12 protein-coding genes are annotated in these 13,812 nt (G+C 69.4%); 9 read left to right on the top strand and 3 right to left on the bottom strand.

All coding sequences use genetic code 11. From position 1 onward, the window contains the following. Positions 1-32 precede the first annotated feature (32 nt). Entirely contained in the window at positions 33-803 is a 771-nt protein-coding gene (locus tag VKZ50_09155; GenBank protein ID HLJ59885.1) for an enoyl-ACP reductase, read from the bottom strand. Then, on the bottom strand, positions 800-1,642 hold the full coding sequence (nth, locus tag VKZ50_09150) for an endonuclease III (protein HLJ59884.1): 843 nt from the start codon (positions 1,640-1,642) through the stop codon (positions 800-802). Before nth ends, VKZ50_09155 begins: the two co-directional genes overlap by 4 nt. Positions 1,643-1,807: 165 nt before the next feature. On the opposite strand from nth, the gene VKZ50_09145 reads away from it, so the two are divergent. Continuing rightward, the gene (locus tag VKZ50_09145) at positions 1,808-2,905 is read left to right on the top strand and encodes a Xaa-Pro peptidase family protein (GenBank protein HLJ59883.1); all 1,098 of its coding nucleotides are present in this window, start codon (positions 1,808-1,810) and stop codon (positions 2,903-2,905) included. A 12-nt stretch (positions 2,906-2,917) separates the two neighbouring features. Here VKZ50_09145 and VKZ50_09140 read toward each other — a convergent pair whose 3' ends face one another. After that, positions 2,918-3,754, bottom strand: a complete 837-nt coding sequence (locus VKZ50_09140; GenBank protein HLJ59882.1) for an inositol monophosphatase family protein — start codon at positions 3,752-3,754, stop codon at positions 2,918-2,920. 98 nt (positions 3,755-3,852) lie between these two features. On the opposite strand from VKZ50_09140, the gene VKZ50_09135 reads away from it, so the two are divergent. The 8 genes from VKZ50_09135 to VKZ50_09100 all read left to right on the top strand — a co-directional run bounded on the left by VKZ50_09135 (position 3,853) and on the right by VKZ50_09100 (position 13,761). After that, entirely contained in the window at positions 3,853-4,350 is a 498-nt protein-coding gene (locus VKZ50_09135; GenBank protein ID HLJ59881.1) for a GNAT family N-acetyltransferase, read from the top strand. Continuing rightward, a complete protein-coding gene (locus VKZ50_09130; protein HLJ59880.1) occupies positions 4,338-5,636 on the top strand; it encodes a CBS domain-containing protein in 1,299 nt (432 codons plus the stop codon). Before VKZ50_09135 ends, VKZ50_09130 begins: the two co-directional genes overlap by 13 nt. Further along, on the top strand, positions 5,633-6,919 hold the full coding sequence (locus tag VKZ50_09125; GenBank protein HLJ59879.1) for an Nramp family divalent metal transporter: 1,287 nt from the start codon (positions 5,633-5,635) through the stop codon (positions 6,917-6,919). The genes VKZ50_09130 and VKZ50_09125 overlap by 4 nt, the downstream gene beginning before the upstream one ends. 74 nt (positions 6,920-6,993) lie before the next feature. Continuing rightward, a complete protein-coding gene (locus VKZ50_09120; protein HLJ59878.1) occupies positions 6,994-8,097 on the top strand; it encodes a threonine/serine dehydratase in 1,104 nt (367 codons plus the stop codon). After that, positions 8,094-9,071 carry a uroporphyrinogen decarboxylase family protein gene (locus VKZ50_09115; protein ID HLJ59877.1) on the top strand — a complete coding sequence of 326 codons (978 nt, stop codon included), beginning with the start codon at positions 8,094-8,096 and terminating at the stop codon, positions 9,069-9,071. The genes VKZ50_09120 and VKZ50_09115 overlap by 4 nt, the downstream gene beginning before the upstream one ends. Positions 9,072-9,181: 110 nt before the next feature. Beyond that, positions 9,182-11,125, top strand: coding sequence for an aconitate hydratase (locus VKZ50_09110; protein HLJ59876.1), 1,944 nt, complete (start codon positions 9,182-9,184; stop codon positions 11,123-11,125). 102 nt (positions 11,126-11,227) lie between these two features. Then, positions 11,228-12,055, top strand: coding sequence for a sugar phosphate isomerase/epimerase (locus tag VKZ50_09105; GenBank protein HLJ59875.1), 828 nt, complete (start codon positions 11,228-11,230; stop codon positions 12,053-12,055). A gap of 161 nt (positions 12,056-12,216) precedes the next feature. Then, positions 12,217-13,761, top strand: a complete 1,545-nt coding sequence (locus VKZ50_09100) for an ABC transporter substrate-binding protein (protein ID HLJ59874.1) — start codon at positions 12,217-12,219, stop codon at positions 13,759-13,761. Positions 13,762-13,812: the final 51 nt, after the last annotated feature.

Below are 13,812 nucleotides of genomic sequence, written 5' to 3'. Positions count from 1 at the left end.
TCGCGGGAGCCCGGCGCGGCGCCCGGCCGGTGTTACAGGCCGGTCGCGTGGAAGCCGCAGTCGACGAACAGGACCTCGCCGGTGACGCCTCGGGCGAGCGGGCTGGCGAGGAACACCGCGGCATCCGCCACCTCGTCCGGTTCGGTGTTCCGCCGCAACGGGGCGCGCTGCTCCATCACCTCGAGCACCCGGCTGAAGCCCTGGATCGCTCTCGCCGACGCGGTCTTGATCGGGCCCGCGGAGATCGCGTTGACCCGGATGCCGCGCGGCCCGAGGTCGCTCGCCAGGTAGCGGACGCTCGCCTCGAGCGCCGCCTTCGCTACGCCCATGACGTTGTAGCTCGGCATCACGCGGGTCGCGCCAATGTAGGTGAGCGTCGTCAGGCTCGCGCCGGGCTTGAGCGCCGGGAGCAGATGGCGCGCGACGGCGACCAGCGAAAACGCGCTGATCTCGAGCGCGAGGGAAAAGCCTGCCCGAGACGTCTCGACGAAGGCGCCACCGAGATCCTCGCGGTTCGCGAACGCAATGCTGTGCAGCACGGCGTCCACGCCGCCGGCCTCCTCCTGGACCGCGCCGGCCAGCCGCTCGAGGTCCGCGTCCCGCGCGACGTCACACGGGAACACGAGCGACCCGGGGAGCGTGCCGGCCAACTCGCGGACGTCCTTCTCCTGTCGGGCGGCCTGGAAGGTGAAGACGACGCGGGCGCCCTCCCGGGAGAACGCGCGGGCCGCCGCCCACGCGATGCTCCAGCGGTTGGCGACGCCCATCACGAGAGCCGTCTTTCCGTCGAGGAGGCCGCTCATCGCGCGCGTCCTTTCCTGACGGCCCCGGCGCCCCGGTCCGGCCGTGTACCGGCGCGTGCAGGCCGCGGCGCGCGCGGGCGCATCCACGGCGGGGCGCCTCCGTACCGGCTCGACGGACAAACGTCCGCGAGCGGACACACGGGACACTGCGGGCGCCGCGCGGAGCAGAGCTCCCGGCCGAGGAAGATCATCCGGAGCGAGAACGCGCTCCACTCCTCGCTCGGGATGAGCTGCATCAGATCCTGCTCGATCTTGTCCGGGTCGTCGTGCGCGGTGAGCGCCATCCGCTGCGCCAGGCGGCGAACGTGCGTATCCACCACGATCCCCGGCACGCCGAATCCGCTGAGCACGACGTTTGCGGTCTTCCGCCCCACGCCGGGCAGGCGCACGAGCTCTTCCATCGTACGCGGCACCTCCCCGTCGTGCCGCTCCAGGAGCGCGCGAGCGCAGCGTTGGAGCGCGCGGGCCTTCGCATGATAGAACCCCGTGCTGTGGATGTACGTCTCCAATTCCGGGGCGGGTGCGCGCGCGAAGTCGGCGGCGCGCCGGTACCGCCGGAAGAGCGCGGGGGTGACGAGGTTCACTTGGGCGTCGGTCGATTGGGCCGACAGGATCGTCGCAACGAGCAGTTCGAGCGGGTTGCGATGGTGCAGCGGGATGCGCACGTCCGGGTACCGCGCACTGAGCCGGCGCACGATCTCGATCGCGCGCGTCGCCCGGGCCGCCGCGGGTTCCGCGGGGAGCCTGCCGGCGGGCCGCCGCCCGGCGTCCGCCCCGGCGCGGCCGGCCGCCTTTCTGGGAAGGCGGCGCGGCGGGCGGGAGGCGCGGGTCGGGCTCATCCGGGCATCACCCACCCACTCTAGCCGAGACCCGTAGGCGTGTCAATTTGACGGCGGGAGTCCCCGCAGACGCCGTGGGAGTGTACGCACCGCGGGGAAGACGCGCGATTTCCGGGTCCGGTCCGCCGGTCCGCGGGGCCGTCGGCGACAATCGGGGAGGGTGCGATGGACTACGCGGCGCGAATCGACCAAACGCGGCGGCGCATGGCTGCTCAGCGGATCGACCTGCTGGCCGTTTCTCCCGGCGATGATCTGCGGTACTTGTGCGGGTTCTCGCCGCACGCAGACGAGCGTCCGTGCTATCTCTTGGTGGACCCGCGCGGCGCCGCGTTCGTGGTGCCCAGCCTGAACGCCGCCCAGGCGGCCGCGCACATCGCCGTGCCCACGTTCGTCTACACCGATGCCGACGGACCGTCTGCCGCGCTCGATGGCGCCCGGAAGGCGCTCGGGAGTCGGACCCCCGCGCGCCTCGCGGTCGACGACACCATGCGGGCCGATCTCGTGCTGACCCTTCACGCGGCGTACCCTGACGCGACGCTTGCCCTCGGGTCAGAGGTTCTGGCGTACCTCCGGATGCGCAAGTCGGCGGAGGAGATCGAAGCGCTCCGGCGCAGCGCCCGGCACGCGGATCAGGCGGTACGCGACGCGTGGGCGGCATGCCGCGTGGGCGCGACCGAACAGGAGATCGCAGACGCCGCGGCCGCGTCGTTCAAGAGGTCGGGATCGCAGGAAGTGGTGTTCACCGGCGTGGCATCCGGACCGAACGGCGCGTTTCCGCACCACAACGTCAGCGGCCGCAAACTGGCGGCGGGCGACGCGGTCACGCTCGATCTCGGCGGGCGGCTCGACGGCTACGCATCAGACATCACCCGCATGGCCTACGTTGGCGCGCCCAGCGCGCGGCACGAGGAGATCCACCGGACGCTCGAGGCCGCGATGCAGGCCGCGCTGGCGGCGATCCGCCCGGGCGTGCCGCTCAAGGACGTGGACCTCGCGGCGCGAGGGGTGATCGAGCGTGCGGGGTTCGGCGAGTACTTCATCCATCGCCTCGGCCATGGCCTCGGCATCTCCGTTCACGAACTCCCCAGCGTGACGCACCTCAACACGCTTCCCGTAGAGGAGGGGTTCGTGTTCTCGGTGGAGCCCGGGATCTACATCCCGGGGGAGCTCGGTGCGCGCCTCGAGGAGATCGTCTACGTGGCGAAGGACGGCGCGCACGTGCTGAGCGAGTTGCCGCGGGACGTCCACGCCGCGGCGGCCTGAGCGCGGAGCGCCTCAGTCTATCGCGCTGTGGCCCTCGGCCAGCACGGCCACGACGTGATCGTGAACGGCCCCGTTGGTCGCGAGGATCTGCCCGCGGTCGGCCCCGGCGGGCCGTCCGCGGAGGTCGGTCGTCCGCCCGCCGGCTTCGGCGACGAGCAGCATCCCGGCCGCGAAGTCCCACGCGTGCGGCCCGATCTCCCAGTAGCCTTCCATCTGTCCGAGGGCCACCGCCGCCAGGCTGAGCGCCGCCGAGCCGATCTCGCGAATCCGGGCCGCCCGCACGAGCAGGTTCGTGAAGTGATCGAGGTTGAGCCGTGCCGGCTCGACCGGATGCCGGAACCCGGTGCACAGCGTCGCGTCCTCGAGCCGCGTGACCGGGGAGACGTGGATGCGGCGCCACGACCGGACCGCCGTCCAGTCCGTGGCTTCGTACGGCGTCTCGACGGAAGCGGCGTACGCGCCGGCTCCCCGCTCCGCGACGTAGACCTCGCGCAGCATCGTGTTCAAGATCACGCCGCAGACGATCTCGTCGCGGTGCCGTAGCGCGATGCTGACCGCAAACCACGGGAACGCGTGCACGTAGTTGTGGGTGCCGTCGAGCGGGTCGATCACCCAGGTGTGGTCGGCGGTGCCGCGCTGGCCGCCCTCCTCGCCCAGAAACGCATGGCCGGGGAAGGCGTCGCCGAGGATCCGGATGATCGTTGCCTCGGACGAGCGATCCGCCTCGGTCACGGGGTCCTGGGGCCGTTTGTAGTCCACACGCGTCCGACCGATCAGCGATCGCTGGATCGCGCCGGCCGCGCCGGCGGCCCGGAGCGCGGGCACGATGTATGGGGAGAAATCCGGCATCTTTGCTCTTTATTCGACGGCGCGTCCGACGGCTCCCCGCTGGCCCGGCCCGGGGAGGAGCACGACCTGGCAAGCGGAATGTAAGATCGGAGCGCGCGATGATCGCCCACGTCCAGGTTCGGGCTGCCACGATCCGCGACATCCCGCAGATCCTGCCGCTGTGGGAGGCGCTCGCGGCGCATCACGGTGCGCTCGACCCGGCGTTGGCTGTGGAGCGGACCGCAGCGCGCGAGTATGCAGCGTTCTTGCGCGACACGATCGGGTACGGCGATGCCCGCATCATGCTCGGCGTGGAAGGCGAGCATGTCGTGTCGTTCGCGCTCGGCCGGATCCACGTGCTCCCGCTCCCCTTCCGTGCGCAGCGCCGGGGGTGGATCCAGGACGTCTTCACGCTGCCGGAGCGGCGGGGCCACGGGATCGGCCGGAGCGTGGTCGAGGCGCTGCTCGCGTGGTTTCGGGAGCGGCGCGTCACTCTCGTGGAGCTGACCGTGGCGGTTCGCAACCCGGAGGCCGTGCGGTTCTGGGAGCGCCTCGGCTTCCGCACCTACATGCACCGCATGAAGTGGACAGCGGAGAGCGGCGAATGCGCTACCTGAGCGAGGTCATCGGGAAGCCGGTGCACGACGCGACCGGCGAGGCGTTCGATACCGTGTCGGACCTGGTGATCTACCATGGCACCGAGCGATTTCCGAGGATCACCGGCATCCTCCTGAAAGGCGACCGCAGCCGCGTGGCGATCATCCCGTGGGACGCCGTCGCCGAGTTTTCCGCGTCCGGCATCCGCCTCAAGGTGGAGCGGCGTCACCTCACGCCCCGCCCGCTGCAGCCGGAGGAGATCCTCCTGCGCGACGACATCCTGGACGGCCAGGTCGTGGACACAGACGACATCAAGGTCGTGCGGGTGAACGATCTCGAGTTGCGGCAGACCGGCACCGAAGTCCGGGTGATTGGCGCCGACGTCGGCACGCGCGCGATCCTGCGGCGTCTCGGGCTGGAGCCGGCCGTCTCTCGCATGCTCGAGCGAGTCGGGCGGCCGCTCTCCTCGCGCGTCATCCCCTGGAACCTCGTCGCGGTCCTTGGCGGGACGATGACCCCGCTCAAGCTCAGTATCTCGCGCGAGAAGCTCAAAGACATCCACCCGGCGGACCTCGCCGACCTGCTCGAGGAGCTCGACCGGGACGAGCGGGTCGAGATGATGACCGCGCTGACCGAGGAGCGCGCCGCGGACGTGCTCGAAGAGGCGGAGCCCGAGGTGCAGACGACGGTGATCCAGGAGCTCCCGAGCGAGCGCGCTTCCGACATCCTCGAGGAGATGGCGCCGGACGAGGCAGCGGACGTGCTCGGCGAGCTCCCGGAGGAGCGGGCCGAGGAACTGATCGCCCTGATGGAGGACGAGAAGGCCGAGGAGGTCAGCCGGCTCCTTCAGTACCCGCCCGACACCGCCGCCGGTAAGATGACGACGGAATACATCGCTCTCCCGGAGTCGATGACGGTGGAGCAGGTGCTGGCGCGGCTGCGGGAGACCCGGCCCGACGCGGACACGATCAACTACCTGTACGTGGTGGACGGCCACGAGCGTCTCGTCGGCGTGCTGTCGATCCGGGCGTTGATCATCGCGTCGCCTGCGGCGCCGATCTCGGAGGTGATGTTCCGTCACGTCATCACCGTCCCGCCCGACGCGAGCGCCGAGGACGTCGCGGGGGCGCTCGTCAAGTACGACCTCCTCGCGGTGCCGGTGGTGGAGGAGAGCGGCCGGTTGATCGGCGTGGTGACGGTGGACCACGTGATCGACCTCCTTCTCGAGGAGTACGGTCCCCGCAAGCTCGGAGGCGGCGTCGACCTGGTCCGCCGCCGGGCGGCGGGCGCACCACCGGGCCCGTGAGCTTCACGCTCCCGATCCTTCGGCGGGCGACGCGCAGCGCCGCGATGAGCCGCCTCATGCTGTTCCTCGTGATCATGGGGCCCGGGATTGTGACCCAGAACGTCGACAACGACGCGGGCGGGATCACGACCTACTCGCTTGCCGGCGCGGGGTTCGGCTACGCGTTTCTGTGGACGATGATCCCGATCACGATCGCCCTGTACGTCATCCAGGAGATGGCGTCGCGGCTGGGCGCCGTCACCGGCGTCGGGCTCGCCGACCTGATTCGGGAACGATTCGGCGTCCGCGCGACCGCGTTCGCCCTGCTCGCGCTCCTCCTCGCCGATCTCGGGAACACGATGGCGGAGTTTTCCGGGCTCGCGGCCGGCGGGGAGATCTTCGGCGTGTCCAAGTACATTCTGGTGCCGATCGGTGCCCTCGCCGTCTGGATCCTCGTCGTCAAGGGGACGTTCCGCTCGGTCGAGCGCATCTTCCTGTTTGCCAGCGCGTTTTATCTCGCGTACGTCGTGTCCGGGGTGCTCGCGCACCCGAACTGGGGCGAGGTGCTGCGCGCGACGGTGACCCCCAGTTTCAGCTTCCGGGCCGACTACCTGACGATGTTCGTCGGCGTCATCGGGACGACGATCGCGCCGTGGATGCAGTTCTACCTGCAGTCCGCCGTCGTCGAAAAGGGGATCACGACCAAGCAGTACGGCTACACACGCACCGACGTGCTGATCGGCTCGATTATGACCGACGTGGTCGCGTGGTTCATCATCGTCGCGTGCGGGGCGACGATCTTCGTGCACCACGTCCACGTCGAGACGGTCCAGGACGCAGCGCTCGCGCTGCGTCCGCTCGCCGGCCAGTACGCGGCCGCGCTGTTCGCCCTCGGCCTGATCAACGCCTCGTTGTTCTCGGCGTCCGTGCTCCCGCTCGCGACGGCTCACTACGTGTGCGAGTCGTTCGGGTTCGAAGCGGGCGTGGACCGCACGGTGCGGCAGGCGCCGGCGTTCTACGGGCTGTACATCGCGCTGATCGTGATCGCGTGCGTGGTCGTGTTGCTCCCCGGGGCGCCGCTGTTGCAGATCCTGTTCCTGTCGCAGGTGGCCAACGGCATTCTGCTGCCGTTCATCCTCGTGTTCATGCTGCTGCTCGTCAACCAAAAGAAGCTAATGGGCACCTACACCAACTCCCGGGCGTTCAACGTGATCGCGTGGGTCACGACGATCGTCATGGTGATCCTGACCCTCGCGCTCATCGTGTCCCAGTTCACCTCCGGCGGCGGCGCAGGCGCCGGGTGAGCCGGCGGGCGCGGTGCGGGAGTTGCGGCGGCTCCCGGCGAAAGCACACGAAAGACTTCCCGCGAGCGTGTCGCATGAGTGAACCGACGATGCATGACGCACCCTGGACCGGACCGCTGCCGACGATCCACGACGTGCTCGTGGCCCGTCGCGTCATTGCGCCGCACCTGCCGCGTACGCCGCTCGTGCACGCCCCGACGCTCGACCGGGCGCTGGACGCGCGCGTGTACGTGAAGTGTGAGAATCTGCTGCCGACCGGTGCGTTCAAGGTGCGCGGCGGCATCAATCTGGTCCACGCGCTCTCGCCGGAGGAGCGGCGGCGGGGCGTGATCACGGCGAGCACGGGGAACCACGGCCAGTCGATCGCCTACGCGGCGCGGATGTTCGGCGTGCGGGCGACGATCGTCGCGCCGAGAGGCAATAACCCGCTCAAGGTGGCGGCGATGCGGGCGCTGGGCGCCGAGGTCGTGCTGGAGGGGCGCGATTTCGATGAGGCCCGAGAGTGGGCGGAGCGCACCGCCGAGGCTGGGGGGCTCCGCTACGTGCACTCGGCCAACGAGCCGCTGCTGATCGCCGGGGTGGGGACCGCGAGTCTGGAAGTGTTCGAGGACGTGCCGGATGTCGACGTGATCGTGGTGCCGATCGGGGCCGGCAGCGGCGCGTGCGGCCACTGCATCGTGGCGAAGGCGCTCAACCGGCGGGTTCAGGTCATCGGCGTCCAGGCGGAGGGCGCCAATCCGGTGGAGCGGTCGCTGCGCGAAGGCCGGATGGTCAGCCTGGAGCGCATGGAGACGTTTGCCGAGGGCATCGCCACGCGCGTGCCGTTTGCGCTGCCGCTCACCATTCTTCGGGCGCACCTCGATGAAGCGGTCTTGGTCACCGACGAGGAGATGCGGCGCGCGATCCTCGTGCTGGCGCAGGCCGTGCGCCAGACCGCCGAGGGCGCGGGCGCCGCAAGCACGGCGGCGGCGTTCCGCCTCCGCGAGCGGCTGCGGGGCAAGACCGTGGTGTTGGTCCTGAGCGGCGGCAACATCACGCTCGATTCGTTGCGCGAGATCTACGGCGATCCCGCCCGCGTGGACGGTGCGGCGGGCATGCTGCGGGCCGCGGGGTCGGCGACCGCGCGGGCAGGCCGCGACGCGAATGCTCCGGGGCTGGCAAAGGAGGATCGGCAATGACGCATCGGGAGCGGATCGACGCCGCTGTGCGGGGGGAGCGGCCGGACCACGTGCCCGTGGCGCTGTGGCGCCACTTTCCGGGCGACGACCAGCGCGCAGAACAGATGGCGCGGGTCCATGTGGCGCACTATCGCGCCTACGACCCGGATCTGCTCAAGGTGACGCCGGCGAGCGGGTACTACGGAGACGACTGGGGGCTGCGCGCCGGGTACAAGCCGAACCGGGAGGGCGTTCGTCACTACACCGAGCGGCCGATCAAAAAGGCCGCCGATTGGGGGCGCCTCAAGCGGCTCGACCCGAGCCAGGGTGTGTACGGCCGCGAGACCCACGCGATGCGGCTGGTCGCGGAGGCCGTCGGGCGCGAGGTGGCGGTGCTCGAGACCGTGTTCAGCCCCCTGAGCATCGCCCGGACGCTCGCGGGGGAGCACGCGACCGTGCGCTACCTGCGGGAGGATCCGGAGGCGCTGCACCAGGGGTTGGACGTGATCACCGACGTCACCGCTGCGTTCGTCCGCGAGGTCATGGGCGCGGGCGCGGACGGCGTCTTCTTCTCGACGCAGATGGCCACGACGGATCTGTTGACCGTGGAGGAGTACGAGGAGTTCGGCCGTCCGTACGATCTGCGCGTGCTCGAGGCCGCCTCCGGCGGGCTGACGTTCCTCCACCTCCACGGGCAGAACGTGATGTTCGATCTCATCGCCAACTATCCGATCCAGATTCTCAACTGGCACGCCCGCGAGACGGCGCCGACGATCGCCGAGGCTCGTGCCCGCGTCGCGACGTGCCTCGCGTGCGGCATCGACGCGTGGAATACGCTCGCCAAGGCGACGCCGGAGGCGGTCGTGCGCGAGGTGCAGGCGGCCATCGCAGACACGGGCGGCCGCGGGCACATCGTGACGACCGGGTGCGTCATGCCGGTGGACACGCCGGAGGCCAACATTCGCGCGGCGATCATGGCCGCCCGGGAGGCCTAGACGGCGGGCGCGGTGATATTCGGGCGGGCGCGCGGCCCGCTATAATCGGTGGAGGGGCGTGCGCATGCGCGCGCCCGCAGCCGATGAGGTTCCCTCGAGGAGGAGACGCGATGGGTGAGAACGTCACGCGGAAAATCCTGAAGGCGCATCTCGCGGACGGCCAGATGGTTCCCGGTCGAGAGATCGGGATCCGGATCGACGAAATCGTGATCCAGGACATCACGGGGACCGCCGTGATGATGCACTTCGAAGCGATGCAACTCCAGCGGGTGCGGTGTAAGGTGGCGGCCGTCTACGGCGACCACAACGTGTTGCAGGTCAGCGAGGAGAACACCGAGGACCACGTATACCTCGCCACCGCGGCGCGCAAGTACGGCATGTGGTGGGGAAAGCCCGGCGCGGGGATCGGGCATCAAATCCACCAGGAGCACTTCGCGTGTCCCGGAGACACCGCGCTCGGGGCGGACAGCCACACGGTGCACGCAGGCGGGATGGGCCTGTACGCGATGGGCGCGGGCGGCTTGGACGTGGCCGTGGCGATGGGCGGCGGTCCGTACTACCTCAACATGCCCGCGGTCACGCGCGTGCACCTGACCGGCCAACTTCCGCCGTGGTCGACCGCGAAGGACGTGATTCTCGAGATGCTGCGCCGGAACACCGCGAGCGGCGGGTACGGCAAGGTGTTCGAGTACGCCGGACCCGGGGTCGCGACCCTGAACGTTCAGCAGCGGCTCACGATCTGCAACATGGGCGCCGAGACGGGCGCGTCGACGTCGATCTTCCCGTCCGATGCGGTGACGCGTGAGTACATGAAGCGCATCGGACGCGCCAACGACTGGCGCGAGGTGCTGCCCGACCCGGACGCGGCGTACGACGACTCGATCGAGATCGACCTCGGTTCGATCGAGCCGCTGGTCGCGCTTCCAAGCAACCCCGACAAAGTGGTGCCGGTGTCCGAGGCGGAGGGCGTCAAGATCGACCAGATCATGGTCGGGTCGTGCACCAACGGGTCCTACATGGATCTGCGCGCGCTCGCGGAGATGCTGAAAGGGAAGCGGGTGCACCCCGACATCACGTTCTTCGTCCATCCGAGCAGCCGACTCGACGTCGAGGAGCTCGCGCGCGAGGGGCTGCTGACCGAGCTGATCGCCGCGGGCGTGAGCGTCGAGGCCGCGACCTGCGGCGCGTGCATCGGCGTCGGACACGTCCCGGCGAAGGGCATGAAGTCCCTGCGCGTGGCGAACCGGAACTTCAAGGGGCGGTCCGGGCAGAAGGACGACGAAGTCTATCTGAGCTCGAGCGAGGTCGCCGCGGCGACCGCGGTCGCGGGCGTCATCACGGATCCTCGGAAGCTCGGGACGGCGGCCCCGGGGCAGCATGAGCCGAAGCGCCTGTCGCAGGACAACACGAGCCTGGTGCCGCCCGCCTCAGAGGCGGAGGCGCCGGCGGTCGTGATCGTGAAGGGCGACAACATCAAGGGGATCCCGCTGAAGGGCCCGCTCGCCGAGTCCCTGCGCGGGGAAGTGCTGATCAAACTCGGGGATAACATCAGCACCGATCACATCATGCCCGCGGGTTCTCAAATCCTCCGCTACCGCTCCAACATCCCAAAGCTCGCCGAGTACGTGTTCAACCGCGTGGATCCGGAGTTCCCGGCGCGATCGAAGCAGAAGCCGGGGGGGCTGATCGTCGGCGGTCAGAACTACGGGCAGGGCAGCAGCCGCGAGCACGCGGCCATCGCGCCGATGTTCCTCGGGGTCACGGGCGTGATCGCAAAGGCGTTTGCCCGCATTCACCGCGCGAACTTGATCAACTGGGGACTCGTGCCGATGACGTTTGTGGACCCCGCGGACCACGATAAGATCGATCAGGGCGACGTGCTCGAGATCCCGGATATCCGCAAGCAGGTGGACGGGGACGCGGAGTACCTCACGGTCAAGAACGTGACGAAGAGGACGACGTTCCAGGTCGCGCTGACGTTGAACCGCCGAGAGCGGGATCATCTGCTTGCGGGCGGGCTGCTCGCGCACACGAAGTCGAACCCGGTTCACTGACGCCGTGGGGCCGCGGAGCCGACAGGCGGTCCGCGGCCCCACGGCCATCGCCCCGCCGCTCTTCTCCTGGCGACGGCGCGGACGCGCGGTTACGCTAGCCTCATGATCGTGCTCTCCACGGGCTCGCTTTTCACGTACGGCACCCTCCGCGCCGCCCGGCTGGCGGCGGCCGCCGGTTTCGACGGCCTCGAGTTGATGGTGGACGATCGGTGGGACACGCGCGATCCCGCGTACCTGTCCACGCTTGCCCGCGACGTTCCGCTGCCGATCGTGGCCGTGCACGCGCCGTCGCGGCCAGGGCTCATGGGATGGGGTGGGGACGAGGTGGAGCGCGTCCGCCGCTCCGTGGAGCTCGCGTTGGCCGTCGGGGCCCAGACCGTCGTCGTGCACCCACCGATTCGCTATCGCTGGTTCGCGATCCGGCATCCCCCGTTCTTCTCCATCTCCGTGCTGACGCCGTTTCCCCGCCGGTCGCGGTACCATGCCTGGCTGGAGGACGAGTTGCCCGCGTACCAGGCCAAGACGGGCGTGACGATCGCGGTGGAGAACATGCCGCGCCATCCGGTCGCCGGTGCGTGGTCGGTCAACCTGTTCGACCTCGCCCACCTGCGCGATCTCCGGCGGTTCCCCGCGGTTGCGTTCGACACGACGCACATCGGGACGTGGAACGCTGACCTCCTGGCGGCATACGAACGCGTCGCCGACCGCGTGGCGCATGTGCACCTGTCCGACTACAACGGTGAGCAGCACCGGCTGCCGGGCGAGGGCCGGCTTCCGCTCGCCCCGTTCCTGGCGGCGCTGCGTGGGCGCGGGTACCGCGGGGCCGTCGCCGTGGAGCTCCTGCCCGACGCGCTCGGCGCCGGGAACGATACCGTCGTTGCCGAGCGCCTGGAGCGGACCCTGCGGTTCTGCCGGGAGAACTTCCGGTAGCGGTCCGCTCGTATCCTGTAACAAAGGCGTCTCCCTGCTAGGGAGGGAGAGGATTTTCCCCGGGCGGCGTGAATATCCGGGGGCGCGATTCCATCATGGCGGGGAGGTGGGGTGTGGCATCATCGCGCGCAACGAATGGGCGGATCACGAGGCGCGATCTCATGCGCTACGGCGCGGCGGGGGCACTCGCGGCGGGGTTGCTCGGAGCACCCGATCTGGCGCGTGCGTTCGCCCAGGGCGGCGGCCGCCGGGGCGGCACGCTTCGGGCTGGGCTCGATGCGGACCCGCCGAACCTCGACCCGCACCGTTCGACCGCGGCCGTGGACCGGCAGGTGTACCAAAGCCTGTACGACAAGCTCGTGGACACCGACGCGGATCTCAAGCTCGTGCCGATGCTCGTGACGTCCTGGTCGATCTCCCCGGACGGCCGGACCTACACGCTGAAGCTGCGGCCGGGCGTGCAGTTTCACGACGGGACGCCCCTCAATGCGCAGGCGGTCGTGTACAACTTCAACCGCATGCGCGACCCGAAGTTCCCGTCCGCTCGGAAGAGCGAGATCGCGCCCGTCACCGAGGTCGTTGCGACCGATCCTGTCACCGTGCAGATCAAGCTCGAACGACCGTACAGCCCGCTGATGTACGTGCTCACCGACCGCGCGGGCATGATGGTATCGCCCGCCGCCGCCGAGAAAGACCCGCTCAACTTCGCGCTCCATCCGGTCGGGAGCGGGCCGTTCTCGTTCGTCGAGAAGATCCCCCAGGACCACATCACGCTCAAGCGCAACCCGAACTATTGGATGAAGGGGCTGCCCTATCTTGACCAGGTGATCTTCCGGCCGTTCGCGGACGACAATGCGCGCGTCGCGAACTTGAAGTCCGGCGACGTGGACATCATCAATATTGTGCCGGCCCCGCAGGTGAAGCAGCTGGCGCAGGACTCGGCGAAGCCGGCGGCACCGTACCGGCTCAGCGAGCACGGCGCGTTTCAGTGGCAGGGGATCTGGTTGAACGTGACCAAGCCGCCGTTCGACAACAAGGCGCTGCGTCAGGCGTTGAGCGCGACGATCGACCGCAACGCGATCGCCAACGTCGTCCTGCAGGGCGCGGCGTACCCTTCCTACTCATTCTTCCCGAACGGCACCCCAGCGTACAACCCGGCGTGGAAGATCCCCCTGAGGAATGTGGGGCAGGCCAAGGAGCGTCTCCAGTCAGGCGGGCATGGGAGCGGATTCGAGTTCACGTTGTTGACCGTGCAGGGGCAACAGGCGCAGGCGATCGCCCAGGCGGTGCAGTCGATGGCCAGCGACGTCGGGATCCAGACGAAGATTCAGATCATCGAGTTCGGTCAGATGCTGGACGTGACCGACAAACTCCAGCACCAAGCCGCGCTGCTCGGATGGAGCGGCCGGCCGGATCCGGATTTCGACATCTATCCGTTCGTCACGCAGTCGGGGATCGGCTCGTTCAACGACGCGGGGTACACCAACCCCCAGGTGCAGACCCTGCTCGATGCCGCCCGCGTCCTCCAAGACATGGGCCAGCGTCGCCGCGCCTATGACCAGGTGACGCAGATCCTCGCCGACGACATGCCGTACGTCTGGCTGTACTTCCCCAAGGAGTACAAGCTGTTCTCCACCAAGGTACGCGGATACGTGCATGTGCCGGACGGCATGATGCGCTTCCACACTGTGTCGCTGGCGTCTTGAGGCCGGGCGGCCGGGCGGGGACACCTCCGCCCGGCCGCTGCTGTGGCGCGG

The organism is bacterium, from assembly GCA_035295165.1.
Taxonomy (GTDB): domain Bacteria; phylum Sysuimicrobiota; class Sysuimicrobiia; order Sysuimicrobiales; family Segetimicrobiaceae; genus JAJPIA01.
This window is presented reverse-complemented; position numbering and strand designations above follow the sequence as displayed.

What these genes read in the sequence shown, in the direction of transcription:
- VKZ50_09130 (HLJ59880.1), top strand. Translation starts at nt 4,338, where the DNA reads ATGCGCTACCTGAGCGAGGTCATCGGGAAGCCGGTGCACGACGCGACC.
- VKZ50_09115 (HLJ59877.1), top strand. Translation starts at nt 8,094, where the DNA reads ATGACGCATCGGGAGCGGATCGACGCCGCTGTGCGGGGGGAGCGGCCG.
- nth (HLJ59884.1), bottom strand. Translation starts at nt 1,642, where the DNA reads ATGAGCCCGACCCGCGCCTCCCGCCCGCCGCGCCGCCTTCCCAGAAAG.
- VKZ50_09120 (HLJ59878.1), top strand. Translation starts at nt 6,994, where the DNA reads ATGAGTGAACCGACGATGCATGACGCACCCTGGACCGGACCGCTGCCG.
- VKZ50_09100 (HLJ59874.1), top strand. Translation starts at nt 12,217, where the DNA reads ATGCGCTACGGCGCGGCGGGGGCACTCGCGGCGGGGTTGCTCGGAGCA.
- VKZ50_09110 (HLJ59876.1), top strand. Translation starts at nt 9,182, where the DNA reads ATGGGTGAGAACGTCACGCGGAAAATCCTGAAGGCGCATCTCGCGGAC.
- VKZ50_09145 (HLJ59883.1), top strand. Translation starts at nt 1,808, where the DNA reads ATGGACTACGCGGCGCGAATCGACCAAACGCGGCGGCGCATGGCTGCT.
- VKZ50_09155 (HLJ59885.1), bottom strand. Translation starts at nt 803, where the DNA reads ATGAGCGGCCTCCTCGACGGAAAGACGGCTCTCGTGATGGGCGTCGCC.
- VKZ50_09135 (HLJ59881.1), top strand. Translation starts at nt 3,853, where the DNA reads ATGATCGCCCACGTCCAGGTTCGGGCTGCCACGATCCGCGACATCCCG.
- VKZ50_09105 (HLJ59875.1), top strand. Translation starts at nt 11,228, where the DNA reads ATGATCGTGCTCTCCACGGGCTCGCTTTTCACGTACGGCACCCTCCGC.
- VKZ50_09140 (HLJ59882.1), bottom strand. Translation starts at nt 3,754, where the DNA reads ATGCCGGATTTCTCCCCATACATCGTGCCCGCGCTCCGGGCCGCCGGC.